Source organism: Pseudomonas lundensis (assembly GCF_002269125.1).
In the GTDB taxonomy this organism is placed as follows: Bacteria; Pseudomonadota; Gammaproteobacteria; order Pseudomonadales; family Pseudomonadaceae; genus Aquipseudomonas; species Aquipseudomonas lundensis_A.
In genome coordinates, this window is the sequence record NZ_NQKI01000031.1 from 1 (window position 1) to 17,179 (window position 17,179).

Consider the following 17,179-nt stretch of genomic DNA (forward strand, 5'->3'; position numbering starts at 1 on the left):
TGGGGCACATCAGCCCGCAAGCCTACGAGGCCCGGATGAGTGCTTGAAACTGTGTCCACGGTTGCTGGGCAAGATCAGTCTTCATAAGCGCGCTGTCTTGCCAACATGGCCTGATAAGGCTTTTGCCTTTCCTCACGTTCGGCAATTTCAGCATCTGTCATGTCACGCAAATAACGACCGCCGATACCACTGCCACCACCTCCGCCATAACGTTCCCAAACCTGAGGTATGCCTTTATTTCAGGCCATATGACTTTATTTGTTTCGATCCAAAAGTATAACGGTTGAGAACACGAACTTAAGTGCTACCGAAGGGTATTGAGATGAGCACCTTATTAGAAAGAGGTGTGAAAGATTGAAGGAATTTTCTGAACTTTCTAATAATATTGAAGTTATATAAAGGTATTCAGGTACAAAAATTTATAGTGCACCGTCACTATCAGGTTGCAGTACCAGCAGCAGGTAGTACTCAGCGGCAATCGAGCGAGGGCGTCCGGTTTTAGGCATGACTTCAGGACTGTTCAGGCAGAAGGAACAGTCAGTCTAATTAATTGTGTCTACCCCCCCCTCTTACAAACTGCCTACAACTGCACAGTTGCCCGAGGGTGAAGGGGGCGTACAATCCCTGCCTTTGCGCGTTAAACACTCTGGATGCACGCTTGTGAACTCTGTTTCTCCTGATCGATCTGCCCCCCTTGTCAGCCGCCCTGCACGTGTGCGCACCGAAGTGCGCGCCCTGCTTTTACTGGCGTTTCCCATCATCATTTCGCAAGTGGCCACCACGGCAATGGGGTTTGTCGATGCGGTCATGGCTGGCCGTGTCGGGCCACGGGATCTGGCGGCGGTGGCGCTGGGCAACTCAGTGTGGGTGCCGGTGTTTTTGCTGATGTCGGGGATTCTGCTGGCCACCACCCCGAAAGTCGCCCTGCGTTTTGGCGCCAACACCCACAGCGAAATCGGCCCCATCGTGCGTCAGGCACTGTGGCTGGCCTTGATTACCGGGCTGTGCGCTGCGTTGATCCTGATCGCCGCAGAACCGCTGCTGCACTGGATGAAGGTCGCACCCGACCTGATCGAGCCGTGCATGGGCTACTTGTACGGAATTGCCAGCGGTATGCCTGCCGTGGCGGTTTACTGCGTATTGCGCGGGTTCAGTGACGGCCTGGGCAAAACCCGACCAAGCATGGTGCTGGGCCTGTTGGGGCTGGCGCTGAACATCCCCATCAACTACGTGTTCATTTATGGTCACTTTGGCGTTCCGGCCATGGGCGGCGTCGGTTGTGGCTGGGCCACGGCCATCGTGATGTGGTTCATGGCACTCGGCATGCTGGTCTGGACCTTTCGCGGTGCGATCTATCAATCGAGCCAGGTTTACAGCCAGTTTGAATGGCCCAAGTGGTCGATCCTCAAGCGTTTGCTCAGCGTCGGCCTGCCCATTGGCATCGCGGTTTTTGCCGAGTCGAGCATCTTCGCCGTCATCGCCCTGTTGATCGGCAGTCTGGGCGCCACCGTGGTGTCGGGCCATCAGATTGCCCTTAACTTCAGTTCGCTGGTGTTCATGATCCCGTATTCGCTGGGCATGGCCATCACCGTGCGCGTCGGTCAGGCACTGGGGCGCCAGCAACCGCGCGAAGCCCGGTTTGTCGCAGGCGTGGGCATGGGTACGGCGCTGATCTGGGCGTGCATGTCAGCCAGCTTGATTCTGTTGCTGCGCGGGCCGATTGCCAGTATCTACACCGCTGACCCTATGGTGTTGGAAGTCGCCACCCTGTTGCTGGTGTTCGCGGCGCTGTTTCAGTTTTCGGACGTGATCCAGGTGACAGCGGCGGGCGCGCTGCGCGGCTATCAGGACACGCGGGTAACGATGATCATGACCTTGTTTGCGTATTGGGGAGTGGGCTTGCCGGTGGGCTATGCGTTAGGCCTGACCGACTGGTTCGGTGAGCCGAGCGGCCCGAGTGGGCTGTGGCAGGGCTTGATTGTGGGCCTGACGTGCGCCGCGATGATGCTCAGCGCACGCTTGGTAAGCAGCGCGAAAAAACGCATTCGCGCCGTCGGCCAATAAAGGGCTGGCGCTGCCAGGCAGCGATTGGCTGAACGGGTTGCGGTACAGCCCTTCGCCTGCACGGGCAGCGACTATTGGCAGCGATCCGTTTCAGCCCTGTTTTTTACGGATCCAGTACAGGTAGGTCCCCGCCTCTTCTACCTGTCCGACCAGTTCATGGTCGAGAAACACACAAAACTTGGGAATGTCCCGGCGCGTAGACGGGTCGGTGGCGATGACCTTCAACAGGCCGCCTGGCACCAGGTCCCGAATGTGTTGGTGCAACATCATCACCGGCTCGGGGCAGTTGAGCCCGGTGGCGTCCAGCGTGCCGTCAACCGGCAGGTCTGCAAAACTCATCAGTGACTCCTGAATCAGCGAGATTTGGGTTTTTTGACGTCTATTCGACGCAAATGGCAAGTGACTTCTTCACGGTCGTGGTACAGCTGTTTGCAGCCGATCTCAACCGTAATGCCGCGTGCCTTGAAGCCATCCGCGATACGGTCCAGCAAACGCCGGACTTCGGCATACCGCTGTTTCATCGGCAATTTGAGGTTAACCACCGCTTCACGGCAGTGGCCTTCGCCGATCCACTCCTCCAGCATTGCCGCATTGCGCGCGGGTTTTTCAACGATATCGCAGACCATCCAGTCCACCGGCTCGCGGGGCTTGAAGGTAAAACCATCGGCCATCAAGTGCTGCACCAGCCCGGTGTCCATCAGGCTCTCGGCCATCGGGCCATTGTCGATGGCGGTCACCAGCATGCCGCGATTGACCAATTGCCAGGTCCAACCGCCGGGCGCCGCACCGAGGTCAACCCCGGTCATGTCGCTGTGCAGGCGCTCGTCCCACTGGTCGCGGGGGATGAAATGGTGCCAGGCCTCCTCCAGCTTCAAGGTCGAGCGGCTCGGCGCTTCACGGGGGAACTTCAGGCGCGGGATGCCCATGGGCCACATCGCGCTGTTGTCGGACTCTGCAAGCCCGAGAAACAACTCGCGGCCACTTTTGACTGTCAGCAACAGGCGCGGCTTGCTGTCATCGTCTTCCACCAATTTGCCGGCTTTAATCAGTGCCTTGCGCAAATGCGCATCAAACTTTTTACAGAAATTCGACAGCTCTTTACCGTCATTGGTGTCGACCATTTCCAGCCACAGGCTGCCGCACACGGGGAAACCGTCCATGCGGCCCAGGATCACGCTGATACGGTCGGTCTCAGGCAGCTCGACGAACGCTCCCCGCGCCCACTGCCGGGGAAAAATCAGCTCGGCGAAACGCAAACCGCGCATCAGGCGTTCGGCGCCACCCTCTTCGGTGCAGACGAATTCAGCGCAGGCACTGGCCGGTTTGGCTTTCGCGTAGCCGGACACATTAAGGCGCGCGGCATGCTCGGCAATTTCCGAACAAACTTCACCCTCAAAACCGGGGCGGCAGTGCATAAAAACGGTGTTCATTGAATCACTCCTGGGCAGCTGACAAGGATTGGTCTGCTGCACAACCCTGCTTTGGAGCAAGGACTGTCACAAAAAGGCCGGCATGATAACTGAGATTGGAACCTTGAACCCGCATGGGCAGTCCAGTTATTAGCCAGTTTGATGAATCAGGGCTAGGGTCTGTTCACGTTTCATAGCAGCCGCGACGAAAACCCACGTGGTGCAGGGCAAGGCGCGACAAGCGTGGTTGGGTTGTTCCCAATACGCTTCGCGCAACGCCACCCTGCGCCACGCGGGCTTTCGTCCCTTCGGGTCGTGGCTTGCATGAAACGGGACCAGCCCCTAGGTTAGAAGCTCAGTTTGTTCCACACGATCCGTCACCGTGCGGATCTAAAGGAGTCATTTCATGTCCTCCCTCGATAGCCTGAAGACCCTCTCCACCCTAAAAGTCGACGATAAGACTTATCACTATTTCAGCCTGCCACTGGCCGCCAACTCGCTCGGCGATTTGAGCACATTGCCCATGTCGCTCAAGGTGCTGCTGGAAAACCTGCTGCGTTGGCAAGACGATAAAACCGTCACCGAGTCGGACCTCAAGGCCCTCGCCGGTTGGTTGAAAGAACGACGTTCGGACCGGGAAATTCAGTACCGTCCTGCGCGGGTGCTGATGCAGGACTTTACCGGCGTACCTGCAGTGGTTGATTTGGCGGCCATGCGGGCCGCCATGGCCAAGGCCGGTGGCGACCCCCAGCGCATCAACCCGCTGTCGCCAGTGGATTTGGTGATCGACCACTCCGTGATGGTGGACAAGTTCGCCAGCCCGGACGCTTTTGAACAAAACGTTGATATCGAGATGGAACGCAACGGCGAACGTTATGCGTTTCTGCGCTGGGGCCAAAGTGCCTTCGACAACTTCAGCGTCGTACCGCCGGGCACCGGCATTTGCCATCAGGTCAACCTTGAGTACTTGGGCCGCACGGTCTGGACCAAGGATGAGGACGGCCGCACCTACGCCTTCCCCGACACCCTGGTGGGAACCGATTCCCACACCACCATGATCAACGGCCTCGGTGTTCTGGGCTGGGGCGTGGGCGGTATCGAAGCCGAAGCCGCGATGCTCGGCCAGCCAGTGTCGATGCTGATTCCGGAAGTCGTAGGGTTCAAACTCAGCGGCAAGCTCAAGGAAGGCATCACCGCCACTGACCTGGTGCTGACCGTCACACAAATGCTGCGCAGCAAAGGTGTGGTCGGCAAATTCGTCGAATTTTATGGCGACGGTCTGGCAGATTTGCCTTTGGCCGACCGCGCCACCTTGGCCAACATGGCCCCCGAATATGGCGCCACCTGCGGCTTTTTCCCGGTGGATCACATCACGCTGGAGTACCTGCGCCTGTCGGGTCGTCCCGAAGCCACCGTGAAGCTGGTCGAAGCCTATTGCAAAGCGCAGGGGCTGTGGCGCGAACCGGGCCAGGAGCCGGTGTTCACGGACACGCTGGCCCTCGACATGGGCAGCGTGGAAGCCAGTCTGGCCGGGCCGAAGCGCCCGCAAGACCGCGTGTCGCTGCCCAACGTCGGTCAGGCGTTCAATGACTTCATGAGCCTGCAATTCAAACCCACCAGTAAAGAAGAAGGCCGTCTTGAAAGTGAGGGCGGTGGAGGCGTGGCCGTGGGCAATGCCGATTTGGTGGGCGAAGCCGAATACAGTTGGGAAGGCAAAACCTATCGCCTGAAAAATGGCGCCGTGGTGATTGCTGCGATTACGTCGTGCACCAACACGTCCAACCCGAGCGTGATGATGGCTGCCGGTCTGGTGGCTAAAAAAGCCGTGGAAAAAGGCCTCATGACCCAGCCTTGGGTCAAAACCTCCCTTGCGCCAGGGTCCAAGGTGGTCACCGATTATTACCAGGCAGCCGGCCTGACGCCGTACCTGGATCAACTGGGCTTCTCGCTGGTGGGGTATGGTTGCACCACGTGTATCGGTAACTCCGGGCCGCTGCCGGACCCCATCGAAAAAGCCATCACCCAGAGCGACCTGACCGTGGCCTCCGTGCTGTCGGGCAACCGTAACTTTGAAGGCCGTGTTCACCCGCTGGTGAAAACCAACTGGCTGGCGTCGCCGCCCTTGGTCGTGGCCTATGCGTTGGCTGGCAGTGTGCGCACCGACATCAGCAGCGAACCGCTGGGAATTGGCAAGGATGGCCAGCCGGTCTACCTGCGTGACATCTGGCCAAGCCAAAAAGAGATCGCTGACGCTGTGGCGCAAGTCACCACCGCCATGTTCCATAAGGAATACGCCGAAGTGTTTGCCGGGGACGAACAATGGCAGGCCATTGAAGTGCCTCAAGCGGCCACCTACGTGTGGCAACAGGATTCGACCTACATCCAACACCCACCGTTCTTCGATGACATCAGCGGGCCATTGCCGGTGATCAACGACGTCAAAGCGGCACGGGTGCTGGCGCTGCTGGGGGATTCGGTCACCACGGACCACATCTCCCCTGCCGGCAATATCAAGGCGGACAGCCCGGCCGGGCGCTACCTGCGCGAAAAAGGCGTCGAACCGCGGGATTTCAACTCATACGGGTCGCGCCGCGGCAACCATGAAGTGATGATGCGCGGGACCTTTGCCAACATCCGCATTCGTAACGAAATGCTCGGCGGCGAAGAAGGCGGCAATACGATTTACATACCTACCGGCGAGAAACTGTCGATCTACGACGCCGCCATGCGCTATCAGGCGTCAGGCACGCCGCTGGTGGTGATTGCCGGTCAAGAATACGGCACCGGCTCTAGCCGTGACTGGGCTGCCAAAGGCACCAACCTGCTGGGGGTCAAGGCGGTGATTGCCGAGAGCTTTGAGCGTATTCACCGCTCCAATCTGGTGGGCATGGGCGTGCTGCCATTGCAGTTCAAGCTGGACCAGAACCGCAAGCGCCTGAACCTGACTGGCAAGGAAACGCTCGACATCCTGGGTCTGACCGGGGCCGAGTTACAGCCGCGCATGAACCTGACGCTGGTCATCACCCGTGAAGACGGCCGCAAGGAACAGGTCGAAGTGCTGTGCCGCATCGACACCCTGAACGAGGTCGAGTACTTCAAGGCCGGAGGCATTCTGCATTACGTGTTGCGTCAGCTGATTGCCTCCTGAAATTCGGAAATAACTGACGATATTTATTGGTAATTCCTTGAAAGCTTGATCGTTATACTTACGCCCCGACGCATTTCGGGGCGTTTTTTTATCGAGCACTTAAGGATTTTCATGCGTTCACTGCCCTGGCCATACTTGGCCCTCTTAACCTTGGGCTATGGCCTGGCCCTGAGCTACGGCCAATTAAGCCTGCAAGCCCTCACCGCGTTGTCATTGCTCATCATCAGCGGGCTCGCGGTGTTACAAACCCGTACCCCGTACCTGCGCTATGCCGGACACGGCCTGTTTGTACTGTTGGCGCTGGCCTTGGCCCTGCACTGGCTGCCGGGTTTCCATAACGGCCGTGCCATCGCCCCCGAACGGCTGTCCGCCGACGCGGTGCCGTTTTCGATGTACCTGAACCTGGACAAACCCCTGATCGGGTTCTGGCTGTTGCTGGTGTGCCCGTGGATCGCCACGCGCTTCAACTGGCGTGCCTCGCTGGGCGCGACCTTGATGGGGCTGGCGCTGGCAGCGATCGGTGCCTTGGGCGGTGCAATGCTGTTGGGCATGATCGCCTGGGCACCGAAATGGCCAGCGCAAGGCGGGCTGTGGTTATTGAATAACCTGCTGCTGGTGACCCTGGTCGAAGAGGCGCTGTTTCGCGGCTACGTACAAGGCGGGTTGAGCCGCTGGTTCAAACACGTGCCGTATGGTCAGACCCTCGCGCTGTTGGTCGCTTCGCTGCTGTTTGGCCTGGCGCATTTTGCCGCAGGCTGGCAATGGGTGTTATTGGCGGGAATCGCAGGGGTCGGCTATGGTCTGGCCTACCGTTTTGGCGGCCTGAGCGCGGCAATCGCTACCCACTTGGGACTCAACGTGCTGCACTTCGTTTTTTTTACCTACCCGATGCTAATGCCCTGAGCGTCGAAACATAGCCTGCGCGGCGCCGCCCCGGCGCCCGTGGACTGAAATATAAATTAAACAAATCCCAGCCAGCGCCGACACCCTTTCAAAGCCTTGCGGATTGAAACGACATGCGTAATAACCAGCCCATCACACAACGCGAACGCACATTCCCCGCTCAGCAACGGTTGATTTCCACGACCGATGCCAAAGGTGTGATCACGTATTGCAACGACGCCTTTGTGGAGATCAGCGGCTTTTCGCGTGATGAGCTGATGCGTGCCCCACACAACCTCGTGCGCCATCCCGATGTGCCGCCAGCGGTCTTTGACCACATGTGGACCACCTTGAAAAAGGGCCTGCCGTGGATGGGCATCGTGAAAAACCGCTGCAAGACCGGTGACCATTACTGGGTCAACGCGTATGTCACGCCAGTGTTTGAAAACGAGCGTGTGGTGGGATACGAATCGGTGCGGGTAAAACCGACTGCCGAACAGATTCGGCGCGCCGAAGCCCTGTATTCGCGGATCAACCGGGGCAAGCCTGCGATTCCACAGCGGGACAAATGGTTGCCGGTATTGCAGGACTGGTTGCCGTTCATTCTGGTCAGCCAACTGAGCTTCATGATTGGCGCCCTACTCACCTCAAGCTGGGGGTTTGTGCTGGCTGCGGTGTTGTCGATTCCGCTGGGGCTGCTGGGCCTGAGCTGGCAGCAACGCGGGATCAAACGCTTGCTGCGTCTGGCGGAACAGACCACATCCGACCCGCTGATTGCGCAGATGTACACCGACAGCCGTGGCCCGCAGGCGCGCCTGGAAATGTCCATCCTCAGCCAGGAAGCACGCCTGAAAACCTGCCTGACACGTTTGCAGGACACCGCCGAGCATTTGAGCGATCAAGCCCGTCAATCCGACGCCCTTGCGCATCAAAGCTCCAGCGGGCTTGAGCGCCAGCGTCTGGAGACTGAGCAAGTGGCCACTGCCGTGAATCAGATGGCAGCCACCACCCAAGAAGTCGCCAGCCACGTGCAACGCACCGCCGACGCCACACAAGAAGCCAACCGCCTGACCAGTCGCGGCCGCGACATCGCTGGGGAAACCCGTGAAGCCATTGAGCGTCTGTCCGTGGTGGTGGGTGAAACCGGCGCCACCGTTACCCAACTGGCCAAGGACAGTGACGAAATCGGCGGCGTGGTGGACGTGATCAAAGGCATTGCCGACCAGACCAACCTGCTGGCCCTCAACGCGGCCATCGAAGCTGCCCGCGCCGGTGAAATGGGCCGTGGCTTTGCCGTGGTGGCGGACGAAGTGCGCCAACTGGCACAACGCACCAGCACCTCGACCGGTCAGATCCACAGCCTGATTGCCAAACTGCAACAGACCGCTGCGACCGCCGTACAAACCATGGACGCCGGGCATCGCCAGGCAGAAGAAGGTGTGGCGCGGGTTCTGGAAGCGGATCAGGCGCTGGTGGGGATCAGTGAAGCGGTGGCCAATATCACCGACATGACCACGCAAATTGCCGCTGCCACCGAAGAGCAAAGCTCGGTTGCGGAAGAAATCAGCCGCAACATCAGCACCATTGCCGACCTGGCTGACCAGACCTCCGATCAGGCCCAGCGCTCAGCGCAGTTGAGCGAAGAGCTGACCCAGACCGTGAACGTGCAGTACTCGCTGGTGGAGCGGTTTAACCGCTGACCCGCCCCTGCCTCGCTACCGGACGCTATCTCGCGTTGCCCGGTAGCGACCAGGCAGGTTTCAACCCGTGTGCAATCCTGTCTGCCGCAGCGTCCAAATGGTGCGCATGGGTGTACCCCGACGCCTTGAGCGGCTTCAAATCGTGATCCCCCGCTGCCAACCACATCACGTCAATACTCGGCGCCAGGGTGTAACCCTGCACCGTTTCACGATTGCCCAAGGCATCGCGCGCTCCTTGAACGATCAGGGTTGGGGTTTTCAGCTCGGCCAAATGCGCAACACGCGGTTTTTCGGGCTTGCCCGAGGCATAAAACGGGTAGCCCAGGCACACCAGCGCATCCGCGCCCAACTCATCGACCACCAGGCTTGCCATGCGTCCGCCCATGGACTTGCCACCGACGGCAATTGGCCCAGCGACATGCCGTCGCACCTCGCTAAAAACCTCACGCCAGCATTCGAGCAGTTTGGCCTGTGGATTGGGAGGCCTTTTGCCACCATCCAGCCTGCGTTGCGCCATGTAGGGGAACTCGAAGCGAAGGACGTTAACCCCGCGAACGGCAAGGCGCTCAGCCATTTCACTCATCCACTGACTGTCCATTGGCGCGCCCGCGCCATGGGCCAGGATCAGGGTCGTACAGCCACCGGTGGACGCGCCATTCCATAGCCAGCCCCGCGCCTGCACGCACTGCGCCCATTGATCCCCGTCAATACCGACATCACCCGCTACCCCCATGCTTGCCTCGCTTTTAGTCTGCCTATAACTCCAGGCGCGCGTTTGCACGCACCTGATCCGTGGATGGGGAACCATGAACACTTCTACAAGTACCGCCTACAACTACAAGGTGGTCCGCCAATTTGCCATTATGACGGTGGTTTGGGGCATCGTCGGTATGGGGCTCGGCGTTTTTCTCGCCGCGCAGTTGGTCTGGCCTGAACTTAACTTCAATTTGCCTTGGACCAGTTTCGGGCGCCTGCGCCCATTGCACACCAATGCCGTGATCTTCGCCTTCGGCGGTTGCGCACTGTTCGCATCGTCGTTCTATTCGGTGCAACGCACCTGCCAGGCGACCTTATTCGCGCCAAAAATCGCGGCGTTCACCTTCTGGGGTTGGCAGCTGGTAATTTTGCTGGCCGCGATCAGCCTGCCGCTGGGCTTCACCAGTTCCAAGGAATACGCCGAACTGGAATGGCCGATCGACATCTTGATCACCATTGTCTGGGTCGCCTACGCCATTGTTTTCTTCGGCACGATCATGAAGCGCAAGACCAAGCACATCTACGTGGGCAACTGGTTCTTCGGCGCGTTCATCGTCACCGTGGCGATTTTGCACATCGTCAACAACCTGGAAATCCCGGTCAGCTTCACCAAGTCCTACTCCCTCTACGGTGGCGCTACTGACGCCATGGTCCAGTGGTGGTACGGCCACAACGCTGTGGGCTTTTTCCTGACGGCAGGCTTCCTGGGGATGATGTACTACTTCGTGCCGAAGCAGGCCGAACGTCCGATCTACTCCTATCGCCTGTCCATCGTGCACTTCTGGGCGCTGATCACCCTGTACATCTGGGCCGGTCCGCACCACTTGCACTACACCGCACTGCCGGACTGGGCACAGTCGCTGGGCATGGTGATGTCGCTGATTCTGCTGGCGCCAAGCTGGGGCGGCATGATCAACGGCATGATGACCTTGTCAGGGGCGTGGCATAAGTTGCGCAGCGACCCGATTCTGCGCTTCTTGGTGGTATCGCTGGCGTTCTACGGCATGTCGACCTTCGAAGGCCCGATGATGGCCATCAAGACCGTCAACGCCCTCTCCCACTACACCGACTGGACCATCGGCCACGTACACGCGGGTGCGCTGGGTTGGGTCGCCATGATCTCGATCGGCGCCCTGTACCACATGATCCCGAAAATCTTCGGTCGCCCGCAGATGTACAGCCTGGGCCTGATCAACGCCCACTTCTGGCTGGCAACCATCGGCACCGTGCTGTACATCGCGTCGATGTGGGTCAACGGCATCGCGCAAGGCCTGATGTGGCGCGCAGTCAACGAAGACGGCACGCTGACGTACTCCTTCGTCGAAACACTGGTGGCCAGCCACCCGGGGTTTGTCGTACGTCTGATCGGTGGTGCGATCTTCCTCAGCGGCATGTTGCTGATGGCTTACAACACTTGGCGCACCGTGCGTAACGCCGAGCCCGCTGAAGTCGTAGCCGCCGCGCAGATGGCCTGAGGAGTTCGCCATGAAACATGAAGTCGTAGAGAAGAACATTGGCCTGATGCTGTTGCTGATGATTCTGTGTGTGAGTGTCGGCGGTCTGACGCAGATCGTGCCGCTGTTTTTTGAAGACGTGACCAACACCCCGGTGGAGGGCATGAAGCCTTACACCGCGTTGCAACTGGAAGGCCGTGACATTTACATCCGCGAAGGCTGCGTGCAGTGCCACTCGCAGATGATTCGTCCGTTCCGTGCCGAGACCGAACGTTACGGTCACTACTCGGTAGCCGGTGAAAGCGTCTGGGATCACCCGTTCCTGTGGGGTTCCAAGCGTACCGGTCCGGACCTGGCCCGCGTCGGCGCCCGCTACTCCGATGACTGGCACCGTGCGCACTTGTACAACCCGCGCAACGTCGTGCCCGAGTCGAAGATGCCTGCCTATCCATGGCTGGTGGCCACACCGGTCGATGACAGCCATACCCGCAAGAAACTGGAAGTGATGCGCATGATGGGCGTGCCGTACACCGACGAAGACATCGCCGGTGCCAAGGATGCGGTCAAGGGCAAGACTGAAATGGACGCATTGGTGGCTTACTTGCAGGGCCTCGGCACTGCGATCAAGAGCAAGAGGTGAGCCATGGTCTTGGAGATGAGTAGTGGAATGATTCGCGGCCTGGGCACTGTCGTGGTGGCAGTGGCCTTTATTGGCCTGGCGCTGTGGGTATTCAGCCCGCGGCGCAAGTCGGAATTCGAAGACGCGACCTTACTGCCTTTCAAGGACGATCCAGAAGCCATCAAACACGTCGAGCAAGAACAAGCGTCTAGGAGTAACAAAGCATGACCACCTTCTGGAGTATCTATATCTGCGTGCTGACCATCGGCACGTTGATTGGCCTGACCTGGCTGCTGGTTGGTACGCGCAAGGGTGAAACCAAAGGCGAAACCGTCGAGACCATGGGCCATGCCTTTGATGGCATCGAGGAATACGACAACCCGCTGCCGCAATGGTGGTTCATGTTGTTCGTCGGCACACTGGTATTTGGCGTCGGCTACCTGATCCTCTACCCCGGCCTGGGCAACTGGAAAGGCCTGTTGCCTGGGTATGAAAACGGCTGGACCGGCGTCAACGAATGGCAAAAGGAAATGGACAAGGCAGATGCCAAGTTCGGCCCGATTTTCGCCAAGTACGCCGCCATGCCCGTTGAGCAAGTGGCTCAGGACCCGCAAGCCCTGAAAATGGGCGGTCGCCTGTTCGCGTCCAACTGCTCGGTGTGCCACGGTTCGGATGCCAAGGGTGCGTTCGGCTTCCCTAACCTGGCCGACAACTCATGGCGCTGGGGCGGCGATGCCGACACCATCAAGGCCACCATCATGGGCGGTCGTATAGCCGCCATGCCCGCCTGGGGCGAAGTGCTGGGCGAAGACGGGGTCAAGAACGTCGCCGCTTATGTGCGTCATGACCTGGCAGGCCTGCCGTTGCCGCAAGGCGCCACGGTGGATCTGGCCGCAGGCAAGCAAGCGTTCGACACCACGTGTGTGGCGTGCCACGGGGCCACCGGTAAAGGCACACCGATCATGGGTGCACCTGACCTGACCCAACCGGCCGCCTTCATCTACGGCACCAGCCTGGCTCAGTTGCAGCAAACCATTCGTCACGGCCGCCAGGGTCATATGCCGGCGCAGAACGAATTGTTGGGCAACGACAAGGTGCAACTGCTGGCCGCCTACGTGTTCAGCTTGTCCCACGGTAAGCAAGAGGAAAAATCAGCGGAATAATTTCCGGACATTTCCTGCCGCATCGTTTTGGTGCGGCAGTTCCCGCCTTCATGCGCGACCAAGTGTCGCACCTCCCAGCAGTCCCTCATTGCTCTCTCGCCATTCAGGACTAAGCTCTTAATTCTGTGCTTCGGCGTGCGCCGGGTTCAGGTCAAGCGAAAAAAATCGGTCAGTTGAAGGGCAGTGTTTCTGGCCACACGGTTGGGTTTATAACGGCTATCGTCGATTGTGGTCTTCGCCATGATGTCGTCTTGCCTTAATCGCACCCGGTTTTGTCCGTCCCACCCCCCTTCGCTTGCGTGCTCCATGCGTTTGATTTTCGTCGTGCAATTTAACCCTACGACACGTGTGGAAAGGGCGCAGAATCAGCGTTGGAAAGCATTGACCGAGGTCATGCTGCGTTGCAATAACCCTACGCTTTATACATACTTGCGCCCGATTTTTACTCCTAATAAAACACCTAAACCGTGGAACCTTAGAATGAGCACAGCAATCAGTCCGACTGCTTATAACTATAAGGTAGTCCGCCAGTTCGCCATCATGACGGTGGTCTGGGGGATCCTTGGCATGGGGCTCGGGGTTTTCATCGCTTCACAACTTGTGTGGCCTGAATTGAACCTTGGCCTTGAGTGGACGACCTTCGGCCGTCTGCGTCCCTTGCACACCAACCTGGTGATTTTCGCCTTCGGTGGTTGTGCATTGTTCGCCACCTCTTATTACGTCGTGCAGCGCACCTGCCAAACGCGTCTGATCTCCGATGCCCTCGCCTCCTTTACCTTCTGGGGCTGGCAAGCGGTGATCGTCGGCGCCTTGATCACGTTGCCGCTGGGTTACACCACGACCAAAGAATACGCAGAGCTGGAATGGCCTTTGGCTATCCTGCTGGCCATCGTTTGGGTGGTCTACGGCATTGTGTTCTTCGGGACCATTACCAAGCGCAAAACCAAGCATATCTACGTGGGTAACTGGTTCTACGGTGCATTCATCATCGTAACGGCCATGCTGCACATCGTGAACCACGCCTCCCTGCCCGTGACGCTCTTCAAGTCCTACTCGGCTTACGCCGGTGCGACCGACGCCATGATCCAGTGGTGGTATGGCCACAATGCCGTGGGTTTCTTCCTGACCACCGGCTTTCTGGGGATGATGTATTACTTCGTTCCCAAGCAGGCCGAGCGTCCGATCTACTCGTACCGCCTGTCGATCGTGCATTTCTGGGCACTGATCACCCTGTACATCTGGGCCGGTCCGCACCACTTGCACTACACCGCACTGCCGGACTGGGCCCAGTCGCTGGGCATGGCCATGTCGATCATCCTGCTGGCACCGAGCTGGGGCGGCATGATCAACGGCATGATGACCCTGTCGGGCGCCTGGCATAAGCTGCGCACCGACCCGATCCTGCGCTTTTTGGTGGTATCGCTGGCGTTCTACGGCATGTCGACGTTCGAAGGCCCGATGATGGCCATCAAGACCGTCAACTCGCTGTCGCACTACACCGACTGGACCATCGGCCACGTTCACGCCGGCGCGTTGGGCTGGGTTGCGATGATCTCCATCGGCGCCCTGTACCACATGATTCCGCGCCTCTATGGGCAAAAGGCCATGTACAGCACCAGCCTGATCAACACCCACTTCTGGCTGGCAACGATCGGTACCGTGCTGTACATCGCGTCGATGTGGGTCAACGGCATCACCCAGGGCCTGATGTGGCGCGCCATCAACGACGACGGCACCCTCACCTACTCGTTCGTCGAAGCGCTGCAAGCCAGCCATCCGGGCTATATCGTTCGCGCCATCGGCGGTGCTTTCTTCGCCAGCGGCATGCTGTTCATGGCCTACAACGTGTTCCGCACGGTACGCGCCTCGAACCCGGTAGAAGCTGAAGCAGCCACCAAGATCGCTGTCGTTGGAGCCCACTGATGAAGCACGAAACAGTCGAGAAGAACATCGGCCTGATGGCCTTCTTCATGGTCATCGCCGTGAGCATTGGTGGTTTGACCCAAATCGTTCCGCTGTTCTTCCAGGACGTGACCAACACGCCCGTCGAAGGCATGAAGCCGCGCTCGGCACTTGAACTCGAAGGCCGCGACATCTACATCGCCAACGGTTGCGTTCAGTGCCACTCGCAAATGATCCGCCCGTTCCGTGCTGAAACCGAACGTTACGGCCATTATTCCGTCGCCGGAGAAAGCGTCTGGGACCACCCGTTCCTGTGGGGTTCCAAGCGCACCGGGCCGGACCTGGCCCGTGTCGGCGGCCGTTACTCCGATGACTGGCAACGTGCGCACTTGTACAACCCGCGCAACGTGGTGCCGGAATCGGTCATGCCCGCGTATCCGTTCCTCGTGGAGCGCAAGCTGGACGGCAAGGACACCGCGAAAAAAATGGAAGTCTTGCGCACGCTCGGCGTCCCTTACACCGACGAAGACATCGCCGGTGCCAAGGATGCAGTGAAGGGCAAAACCGAAATGGACGCACTGGTGGCATACCTCCAGGGCTTGGGCACCATCATCAAAAGCAAACGGTGATCTAGATGGATATCGGGATGATTCGTGGCCTGGGCACTGTCGTCGTGATGGTGGCTTTTATCGGTTTGGCGCTGTGGGTGTTCAGCCCGCGCCGCAAGTCGGAGTTTGAAGACGCAACCCTGTTGCCGTTCAAGGATGATCCCGAAGCCATCAAGCACGTCGAGCAAGAGCAAGCTTCTAGGAGTAACAAAGAATGACTACGTTCTGGAGTCTGTACGTCACAGTCCTCACTCTGGGTACCATCTTCGCCTTGACCTGGTTGTTGCTGGCCACCCGCAAGGGGCAACGCAGCGAACAGACTGACGAGACAGTTGGGCACTCTTACGACGGGATTGAAGAGTACGACAACCCGATGCCGAAATGGTGGTTCATGCTGTTTGTGGGCACCGTGATTTTTGCCTTGGGCTACCTGGTGCTGTACCCGGGTCTGGGTAACTGGAAAGGCCTGTTGCCGGGTTACCAGTACCTCGACCTGCAAAAGGAAACGCCGTTTGCCAATGGTCAGACAGGCTGGACCGGGGTTCACGAGTGGGAAAAGGAAATGGCCAAATCGGATGCCAAATTTGGTCCGATCTTCGCCAAATTCGCTGCCATGCCCATTGAGGAAGTCGCTAAAGATCCGCAAGCACTGAAAATGGGCGGCCGTTTGTTCGCGTCCAACTGCTCGGTGTGCCACGGTTCCGACGCCAAGGGCGCTTACGGCTTCCCTAACCTGACCGACGCCGACTGGCGCTGGGGCGGCAGCCCGCAAGAGATCAAGACCACCATCATGGATGGCCGCCACGCGATGATGCCGGGCTGGGCTGACATAATCGGCGAACAGGGCGTTAGCGACGTAGCCGCTTACGTGCTGACCCAGCTGGACGGCCGCAAGCTGCCAGAAGGTGCCAAGGCTGATCCGGCCAAAGGCAAAGAGCTGTTCGCCACCAACTGTGCCGTGTGTCACGGCCCGGAAGGCAAAGGCAACCCGCTGATGGGCGCACCCAACCTGACTCACCCGGGCGCATTCATTTACGGTTCGAGCTTCGCGCAACTGCAGCAGACCATCCGTTACGGCCGTGAGGGCCAGATGCCTGCTCAAGCGGATCTGCAAGGGAACGACAAGGTTCACTTGCTGGCTGCTTACGTGTACAGCCTGTCCCACGGTGAAGACGCCAAGGCCGCTGAATAACCCAGTGGTTTGACCGCGTTGACAAAAAGCCCCGCCACCCAGTGTTGGCGGGGCTTTTTTACGCCATGAGAAACTGCACGTAACGCAATGAAACCGCTCTGGCCAAGCGTGCTACGGGCTTTGCGGCCTGCAGCCAAACACTGAAGTCAATTGATCTGTGTCATGACTTGTTACAACTGCTATACCAAGTTCTGTTTTTTCGGAACGCGACCAAAGGTCGCACCCTTGAGCTAGAGTCACAGGCGTATCATTGCGCCACTGCAACACCTTCTGACTGCGGCC

At 58.9% G+C, this 17,179-nt stretch carries 15 protein-coding genes; 12 read left to right on the plus strand and 3 right to left on the minus strand.

What is annotated here, in order from left to right; genetic code table 11:
• Positions 1-660: 660 nt before the first annotated feature.
• Positions 661-2,064 (plus strand): MATE family efflux transporter, encoded by a 1,404-nt coding sequence (locus CJF39_RS17275; RefSeq protein WP_094994530.1) that lies wholly within the window; start codon positions 661-663, stop codon positions 2,062-2,064.
• 90 nt (positions 2,065-2,154) lie between these two features.
• On the opposite strand, the gene tusA is transcribed toward CJF39_RS17275, so the two are convergent.
• Entirely contained in the window at positions 2,155-2,403 is a 249-nt protein-coding gene (gene tusA, locus CJF39_RS17280) for a sulfurtransferase TusA (protein ID WP_094994531.1), read from the minus strand.
• A gap of 14 nt (positions 2,404-2,417) precedes the next feature.
• Positions 2,418-3,494: a 23S rRNA (cytidine(2498)-2'-O)-methyltransferase RlmM gene (rlmM, locus tag CJF39_RS17285; RefSeq protein WP_094994532.1), complete on the minus strand. Its 1,077-nt coding sequence runs from the start codon at positions 3,492-3,494 to the stop codon at positions 2,418-2,420.
• A 385-nt stretch (positions 3,495-3,879) separates the two neighbouring features.
• Here rlmM and acnA point away from each other — a divergent pair, with 385 nt between their 5' ends.
• From acnA to CJF39_RS17300, 3 genes are all read left to right on the plus strand, one after another.
• Positions 3,880-6,621, plus strand: coding sequence for an aconitate hydratase AcnA (acnA, locus tag CJF39_RS17290; RefSeq protein WP_094994533.1), 2,742 nt, complete (start codon positions 3,880-3,882; stop codon positions 6,619-6,621).
• Between the two features lie 111 nt (positions 6,622-6,732).
• Positions 6,733-7,524 carry a CPBP family intramembrane glutamic endopeptidase gene (locus CJF39_RS17295; protein WP_094994534.1) on the plus strand — a complete coding sequence of 264 codons (792 nt, stop codon included), beginning with the start codon at positions 6,733-6,735 and terminating at the stop codon, positions 7,522-7,524.
• A 113-nt stretch (positions 7,525-7,637) separates the two neighbouring features.
• Positions 7,638-9,203 (plus strand): methyl-accepting chemotaxis protein, encoded by a 1,566-nt coding sequence (locus CJF39_RS17300; RefSeq protein ID WP_094994535.1) that lies wholly within the window; start codon positions 7,638-7,640, stop codon positions 9,201-9,203.
• 25 nt (positions 9,204-9,228) lie between these two features.
• On the opposite strand, the gene CJF39_RS17305 is transcribed toward CJF39_RS17300, so the two are convergent.
• Entirely contained in the window at positions 9,229-9,936 is a 708-nt protein-coding gene (locus tag CJF39_RS17305) for an alpha/beta family hydrolase (RefSeq protein WP_094994536.1), read from the minus strand.
• Positions 9,937-10,009: 73 nt separating this feature from the next.
• On the opposite strand from CJF39_RS17305, the gene ccoN (CJF39_RS17310) reads away from it, so the two are divergent.
• From ccoN (CJF39_RS17310) to ccoP (CJF39_RS17345), 8 genes are all read left to right on the plus strand, one after another.
• Positions 10,010-11,434 (plus strand): cytochrome-c oxidase, cbb3-type subunit I, encoded by a 1,425-nt coding sequence (gene ccoN / locus CJF39_RS17310; RefSeq protein WP_047275220.1) that lies wholly within the window; start codon positions 10,010-10,012, stop codon positions 11,432-11,434.
• A 10-nt stretch (positions 11,435-11,444) separates the two neighbouring features.
• Complete coding sequence (gene ccoO, locus CJF39_RS17315; RefSeq protein ID WP_094994537.1) at positions 11,445-12,053, plus strand: cytochrome-c oxidase, cbb3-type subunit II; 609 nt, start codon at positions 11,445-11,447, stop codon at positions 12,051-12,053.
• Between the two features lie 15 nt (positions 12,054-12,068).
• Complete coding sequence (locus CJF39_RS17320; RefSeq protein WP_094994567.1) at positions 12,069-12,260, plus strand: cbb3-type cytochrome oxidase subunit 3; 192 nt, start codon at positions 12,069-12,071, stop codon at positions 12,258-12,260.
• Entirely contained in the window at positions 12,257-13,195 is a 939-nt protein-coding gene (gene ccoP / locus CJF39_RS17325) for a cytochrome-c oxidase, cbb3-type subunit III (RefSeq protein WP_094994538.1), read from the plus strand. The genes CJF39_RS17320 and ccoP (CJF39_RS17325) overlap by 4 nt, the downstream gene beginning before the upstream one ends.
• Positions 13,196-13,675: 480 nt before the next feature.
• Positions 13,676-15,118, plus strand: coding sequence for a cytochrome-c oxidase, cbb3-type subunit I (gene ccoN / locus CJF39_RS17330; protein ID WP_094994539.1), 1,443 nt, complete (start codon positions 13,676-13,678; stop codon positions 15,116-15,118).
• Positions 15,118-15,726 carry a cytochrome-c oxidase, cbb3-type subunit II gene (gene ccoO / locus CJF39_RS17335; RefSeq protein WP_047275230.1) on the plus strand — a complete coding sequence of 203 codons (609 nt, stop codon included), beginning with the start codon at positions 15,118-15,120 and terminating at the stop codon, positions 15,724-15,726. The genes ccoN (CJF39_RS17330) and ccoO (CJF39_RS17335) overlap by 1 nt, the downstream gene beginning before the upstream one ends.
• A 5-nt stretch (positions 15,727-15,731) precedes the next feature.
• The gene (locus CJF39_RS17340; protein ID WP_080960189.1) at positions 15,732-15,923 is read left to right on the plus strand and encodes a cbb3-type cytochrome oxidase subunit 3; all 192 of its coding nucleotides are present in this window, start codon (positions 15,732-15,734) and stop codon (positions 15,921-15,923) included.
• A complete protein-coding gene (gene ccoP, locus CJF39_RS17345) occupies positions 15,920-16,897 on the plus strand; it encodes a cytochrome-c oxidase, cbb3-type subunit III (RefSeq protein WP_094994540.1) in 978 nt (325 codons plus the stop codon). Before CJF39_RS17340 ends, ccoP (CJF39_RS17345) begins: the two co-directional genes overlap by 4 nt.
• Positions 16,898-17,179 lie beyond the last annotated feature (282 nt).